Origin of the sequence: Sphingobacterium alimentarium, from assembly GCF_004342685.1 — a bacterium.
In the GTDB taxonomy this organism is placed as follows: domain Bacteria; phylum Bacteroidota; class Bacteroidia; order Sphingobacteriales; family Sphingobacteriaceae; genus Sphingobacterium; species Sphingobacterium alimentarium.
This window is the reverse complement of record NZ_SMBZ01000078.1, coordinates 1-6,908: the sequence shown is the minus strand read 5'-3', so window position 1 is coordinate 6,908 and position 6,908 is coordinate 1. Positions and strand designations below refer to the sequence as shown.

Genomic DNA, 6,908 nt, shown 5'->3' with positions numbered 1-6,908 from the left:
ACGTTATTCTAACAAACCGCCTTGGTACGGATCCGTATGCCGGGTGGTGTGAGAGGACAGATAGGGAAATAATCCCTATCTTCCTACTCGATTATTTGAGGGTATTTGCTGTTTTAATTATGTTTTGTTGTTGTGAGATTAGCGTAAAACATGATTCGAGTGCGTTTTTGTTCGTGCTTACAAATAAATATGAATAAACGTGTTGTTTTATTCGCATAATTTCTTAATATTGTTGTAAAGAATACTGTAGTTCACTAACCAATTCGAATAGACGGTATTCTAGCATTTACTAACTCAATATTTAATTAAATCTGAAATTATGAAAGGACGGTTACTTCTTTTCGTGTTTGGGCTAATTTTCATTAGTTCCAATGCTTTTGCTCAGCGAAGTGTATCAGGTAAAGTAACTAATCCCCAAGGTGTGGGATTAGGCGGTATTACCATACAAGAAAAAGGCAAATCAACCATTTCCGTCACTTCCGCGGACGGAAATTATTCTATCAATGTAGCTCCAGATGCTACTTTGACATTCAAATCTGTGGGAATGATTCCCATAGAGCGGAAAGTGGGGGGGAGTAGTGTGATTAATGTAGTAATGGAGGAAGATGCATCCTCTATTGATGAGGTCGTAGTCACGGCTTTTGGTATTGATCGGGATAGGAAATCATTAGGCTATTCAACACCCAAGGTGTCAGGAGAAGACGTTGCTGAAACACAACGTGAAGCTTTCTTCCAAGGATTGCAAGGAAGGGTTCCCGGTCTCTCTATCAACTCTACCTCGGGTATGCCTGGCGCCTCAGCGCAAATAGTACTTCGTGGTTTTAATTCCATTTCGGGAGATAACTCCGCTTTATTAGTTGTAGATGGAGTGCCTATCGACAACTCGGTATTGAATGAGAATGATTTGGCGAGCAATCGCGCAAATCGTGACAATGACTATTCCAATAGAGGTATAGATTTAAATCCCGAGGACATTGAAACCTATGTGATCATGAAAGGTCCAGAAGCTACGGCGATGTTCGGTAGCCAAGGTGCAGGTGGAGCTATCTTGATTACCACTAAACGTGCTAAAGCGGGCACTTTTACAGTAAACTATAATTACTCAGGAAGGATTGAAAAGCCAGGAAAAATGCCCGAACGCCAATTTACATATGGTCAGGGTACAAATGGTAACTACGATGGAGTATCGGTATATTCCTTAGGACCAAAATTCAAGCCTACTGATAAAATCTATTATGACAACATTGATAATTTTTTCCGTACAGGATTAAATCACAAACATAATCTTTCAATGGCTGGAGGCTATGAAAAAATTTCATACAGATGGTCCAATGAGTATAATGACAATACGGGGATAGTTCCTAATACACGCTATACAAGGTTTTCAACACGCTTAGCGGGTACAGCAAGGTTTGGTGATAAAATAGATGTCAATACCTCGCTGAACTATATATATTCTAATAATGATAAGGCAAGGCGGGGATTAAATGGTTATCTAACCACACTGCTTCGTTTTAATCCTTTGTGGGATATAAAAGATTGGATTGACCCTAAAGGTAATAGAGTATTAAACTATTCGAACATATACAATGAATACGACAACCCATTTTGGGATGCCTATCGCAATATTTCGTTTGATGATGTAAACAGAGTATTAGCCACAGGGAATGTGAATTATAAGCCTACTAGCTGGTTGAATATCGTAGGGGTAGCGGGTATAGATTATTCCTTAACACATGGTGAATCTGTATATCACCCACAATCTTATGCTGGAGCCGGTTCCGCAGGAACACCCCGTAATGGATCTATAGAATCCTATGATAGAACTTCACGAATTTTGTCGGGTTCGTTAATGGCAACTGCACGAGGCAAATTTGGTCCTAATGATGTTTTCAATATCAGAGGTACAATAGGAGGGGAATTCAAGGATTATAATTACCTGACAAATTCGCAATATGGCGAAGACTTTTATGATCCAGATTTCTATAGTATAAATAATACCTTCAGAGATACACGTAATTTTAAATCCGTATATAATAACTATCGCACCGTAGGTTTCTTAGCACAAACCACTATAGGTTACCAACAACTACTGTATCTTACCTTAACGGGTCGCTTGGATGCCGCCAGTAGATTAATGCCTAATAATCCTTATTTTGCATACCCATCTACTACATTAGCGTTTAACTTTACGGAGATTGATGCCTTTAAGTTTGACTGGCTTTCGGAAGGTAAAATCCGAGCATCGTGGGGTATTACGGGTAAAGCACCTTTTAGAACTTATTTCACGCGATCTAATCTTGAACCTCAGAATTCCACAGGTGGAGGTTTTGCATATGGTGTAAATGGAGGGAATCCAGAATTGAAGGCAGAGAAAAGTACGGATTATGAGGCAGGTATCGAATTAGCCTTTTTTAAGGACCGCCTTAGATTTGATTACACTTATTTTCATCGCTTAATATCTGACCAGATTATTTTACCCCGTTTGAGTTATGGATCGGGATTTATCTTACGTATGATGAATGGAGGAGAGATAGAAAGTAGTGGTATGGAGATACAAACAACCGTTAACCCTATTAAGACTACAGATTTCAAATGGGACATCGTATTCAATTACACCCAATATAAAGGAATTGTAAAATCATTAGCGGAAGAATTGCCTGAATTATATGAATCCGATACATGGATTTTATCTGGAGTTCGTACAGCGGTACATCCAGGATATAGCATAGGTGCGTTAAGTGGTACTTCATTTAAACGAAACGACCGCGGAGATATTCTCATAAATCCTTCTACAGGCTTACCAATCGCGGGCGATGGGGTCTATTCCGTTATAGGCGATCGTCTTCCTAAATTTACATTTGGTACGGTAAATAAATTTTCATACAAAGATTTTTATCTTACCTTCTTGTGGGACCTTCGCGTAGGGGGAGATGTGCTTAATGGTTTGGATTATCGTATGTATACCTATGGTACATCGGTAAAAACTTTGAATAGAGAAGAGCCACGCGTAATAAATGGAGTGCTAAATGATGGACTTGAAAATACAGATAATCCAACACAAAATACAATTTCAGTGACACCCTATTCAGCTTCGACCTATTATTTCACTAATATAGAACCAAAACAGTTCGTGGAGACTGACATTTGGGCTATGCGTCTGCGTGATATTACATTAAGATATAGGCTGCCTAAGTCCTTCACTTCTAGAATCGCAAAAAATATGGGACTAGATGTATTTTTCACTGCTACTGATTTAGTGATGTTTACAAATTACACAGGACTGGATCCTGAATCTAACTCCAACACTCCTGCTTTAGGAGGTATAGGTGGTTACGGGATCGATTATGGAAATATGGGTAAACCAAAAGGCTTCAACTTTGGTATTAGTTTAAAATTATAGTGTTTATTATGAAAAAGACATATTTAATAGTCGGGTTATGTGCGCTACTGGCGATGACAGGCTGTAAAAAGTATTTAGATATTAATGAAAACCCCTCCTTTCCACAGCTGGTAAAGGCTGAATTATTATTATCACCTATCATATTCCAAATGGCAAATGGTTACTCTCAAGATTTAATTATCATGAATAAATTTAACCAGACTATTCTTGGTGGAAGTGGGGATGATGCTTCAAAAATATGGGAGCGACATGGATATAGAGCACAGAGTGATGTGGGAGGAGTTATGTGGCGTATGGTGTATTACAACCATGGACATAATTTGCAATTACTCATCGACGATGCAGTCGCAAATCAAAAATATGAATACGCAGGTATTGGCTATGCCGTAAAAGCCTGGGGATACCAAATGCTTACTGATTACCACGGTCCTATTATTATGGATGAAGCGCTTCGTGCACAACAGTTACGCTTTTCTTACAATGATCAGGATGAAGTATATGCAAAGGTTAGAGAGTGGTGTGATTCAGCTTTATATTATTTCGATCAACAAAGCCCTATTGATTATATAAGCAGTCTGAATTCAGAAAAAGGTGATAACCTTTATAGAGGAAATATTGCTCGCTGGAAAAAATTTGTTTATGGTCTTAAAGCGACACAATTCAATCACCTAGTTAATAAATCCGAGTATCAATCTCGCTATGCGGATTCGGTAATACGTTATGTGGATCTATCCTTTGAATCCAATGCAGATGATGCCCGAATTAAATTTAAAGGGGATGACAATGGAAACTCGAATGTTTTTAGCTCCAATTATGGTGTAATTACATCTTCATACTACAACCGTGCCGGTAAACCAATTGTCAGATATCTTACAGGCGGGTTACGTGGCGAAGGAAAGGATGATACAATTGCCTCTATAGATCGTCGATTAGCGATTATGCTGAATCGTACATCCTTAACGGATAGTACTTTTAAAGGTGGAGAGCCTAACGTCACAAATTCTACTATTCCAAGTGTACTTGGGCGTACAGTAAATAATGTTCCAGAAGGTAAATATATTTTTAGAAATAATGCAGAATTTCCTATAATGACGTATGCACAGCTGCAATTGATAAAGGCAGAAGCTCAATTTATCAAAGGAGATAAGGCAGGTGCCTTAGTGTCGTATAGACAGGCTATAATTGGTCACATGAATTTTGTAAACAGTTATGCCAACATCGCTACTGGCCAAGATAAGGCTATCACTACTGAAGAAATTACAGAATATTTAAACTCAGATGATGTAGCTCAAACAGCTGATGACTTGACTTTAGCTGACATAATGGGACAAAAGTACATCGTGCAGTGGGGCTGGGGCGGATTAGAGCAATGGTGTGACTTAAGAAAATACCATTATAGCCCGGATATCTTTAGACAATATATCCAATTATCCGGTTCTCAACTGCAATATAATGCCTATTGTTATCGTGTGAGGCCTCGCTATAATTCCGAATACGTGTGGAATAGTGATGAGCTCGCAAAATGGGGAGGGCTGGAACCAGAATATGTTACCAAACCTACATGGTTTGTATTGCCTAATTAATTTTGATTTTATCGTATGAAAAAAATAGTATTATCCATTTTTTCACTGTTGGTCTTTGCAGGATGCAAAGAACGCATACAGGACTTTGGGGATCTTGATTTCTTGACCGCAAATGATGCCATCGTAAAGATAAATATGGCTTCAGTATATCCCGATGATAGATACATGTATGTTAGATTCAATGACAATCGCGTAACTCCTTTGATACGGGCGCGTGAGCCTTATCCAGGAGGAGGTTATAATACAAGGGGAGACTCTAGACCTGACTTTTTGAAAATAGCAGCCGGAACAGTAAATATCAAAGTGTGTCTTCCTCACAAAGTAGATAATGGTAAAGATTCAATAGTTCTAGCGCAGCAGAATGTGACTCTTGAGCCAGGGAAGCAATATACCGTGCACGTGACTGATACAGCCGCTAATACCAAAATGTTTCTCGCTGAAGAATCATTAGTGCGTCCCGATTCTTCTTTCGCAAAATATAGATTCGTCAATCTAATGCCTAACGTAGAAGCAATAGACTTGTATTATGGCGCTGCTGCCAATTCCTCTGGTCAAGACTCTCTTATCGTCAGAAATATTAAATATGGTGAAACCAGTGAGTATTTTACTATCCGCAGAGCAGCATCTCGTACATGGAAAATCAGAAAATCGGGTGATCCTGTAGCTGATAATACAGTGTTGGCTTTGTATACGAATGCCTCATCTACATTGAATGCGCGTTCTTATACGGCATATGCGTTGGGATACGCTGGCTTCACTACAACGATCATGCGTCCATATATTTCGTTTTATTTAGTCCGATAATTATGAAAAATAGTATAAATATAAAGTTTGCATATAAAGCGCTTTTCGTACCGTTAATGATGGGCTTAATTTTAAGTTCATGCAAACAACGAGATGATTACCCGGATTTTAGCAATCTAGAGCCACCGGTAATAGAAGAGGATATTATTCCTACGGATAATGATGTCCTGCCGATCACACAAAGAATAAAGAATAGCGCACCATTTCTCAAAACGTTCTTAATGGATAGTGCCAAAACCGTCACGACAGGAATTGAATATTCACACATCCGATTCCTCAATGATTTGGATCAAAAGGTGAGTATGCATATCGTAGAAATGGACCAAAGTAAGAAAAAAGTATCTATGGTGACGCTGAGTCCGTATGATGATTATTTATATACAACTCAGCAACTGCCTGAAATGATGAAGATGAATCAGGAAACCCTCACTAGCAAGATCATGGTCGGTATTGTAGGTGACAACCACTCTGCAGGTACACCGACTGGTTCTTATGTAAAGAAGGGAAGAGTAATCAAGACAAATACATCACTTACTTTACCTTATCTAGGTGTGAAAAAGGGTAGTTCTGAAATTTTATTTTTGAATAGCCCAAATTCTACGACCTACCCTGTTCCAGCAATTGTTCCGGCAGACTATTCATCTTTAATCGCTGGCCAAAACTGGATGTTATTTAATGGTGTAGATGTTATCTATACCACCACGACGACGGTAGCTCGTACCGCTATTGGTATGACAGCGGACAAGCAAAAACTTTATGCAATATCAGTAGATGGGGTGAATGCCTTCTCTGCCGGGATATCACTCAATAATTTTAGAACGATATTCAAAGCATTGGGATGTAATATGGCATTCTTTACTTCTGGATCTGCGACGAATGCACTGGCAGTACGTGATCAAGACGATTTCATCCTCAAAAACAAACCAGCAGCAGGGCTGCCTGTGGTAGCCAATGCAATTGGTTTTGTGGTAGATTAATGTTAGCCCAATAAAAAATAATTGTTTAAGCACTTAGTCAAAAAAGAAGGGGCTGTATCATAAATAAGTGGTACAGTCTTTTTTTATGTTATATCTCCTCTTATTTTTATTGACACAATCATTTGATTTTCATATATTTAA

The 6,908-nt window shown here is 38.7% G+C and carries 4 protein-coding genes; all 4 read left to right on the top strand.

Annotation, left to right across the window (positions count from 1 at the left end; all coding sequences use genetic code 11):
* Positions 1-319 precede the first annotated feature (319 nt).
* From EDC17_RS16325 to EDC17_RS16310, 4 genes are read left to right on the top strand one after another with little or no spacing between them, the layout of a single operon-like run.
* Complete coding sequence (locus EDC17_RS16325; RefSeq protein WP_132779262.1) at positions 320-3,403, top strand: SusC/RagA family TonB-linked outer membrane protein; 3,084 nt, start codon at positions 320-322, stop codon at positions 3,401-3,403.
* 8 nt (positions 3,404-3,411) lie between these two features.
* Positions 3,412-4,986, top strand: a complete 1,575-nt coding sequence (locus EDC17_RS16320; protein ID WP_132779260.1) for a SusD/RagB family nutrient-binding outer membrane lipoprotein — start codon at positions 3,412-3,414, stop codon at positions 4,984-4,986.
* Positions 4,987-5,001: 15 nt separating this feature from the next.
* Positions 5,002-5,790 carry a DUF4397 domain-containing protein gene (locus tag EDC17_RS16315; protein WP_132779258.1) on the top strand — a complete coding sequence of 263 codons (789 nt, stop codon included), beginning with the start codon at positions 5,002-5,004 and terminating at the stop codon, positions 5,788-5,790.
* A 2-nt stretch (positions 5,791-5,792) separates the two neighbouring features.
* Positions 5,793-6,767, top strand: a complete 975-nt coding sequence (locus EDC17_RS16310; RefSeq protein ID WP_132779256.1) for a phosphodiester glycosidase family protein — start codon at positions 5,793-5,795, stop codon at positions 6,765-6,767.
* Positions 6,768-6,908: the final 141 nt, after the last annotated feature.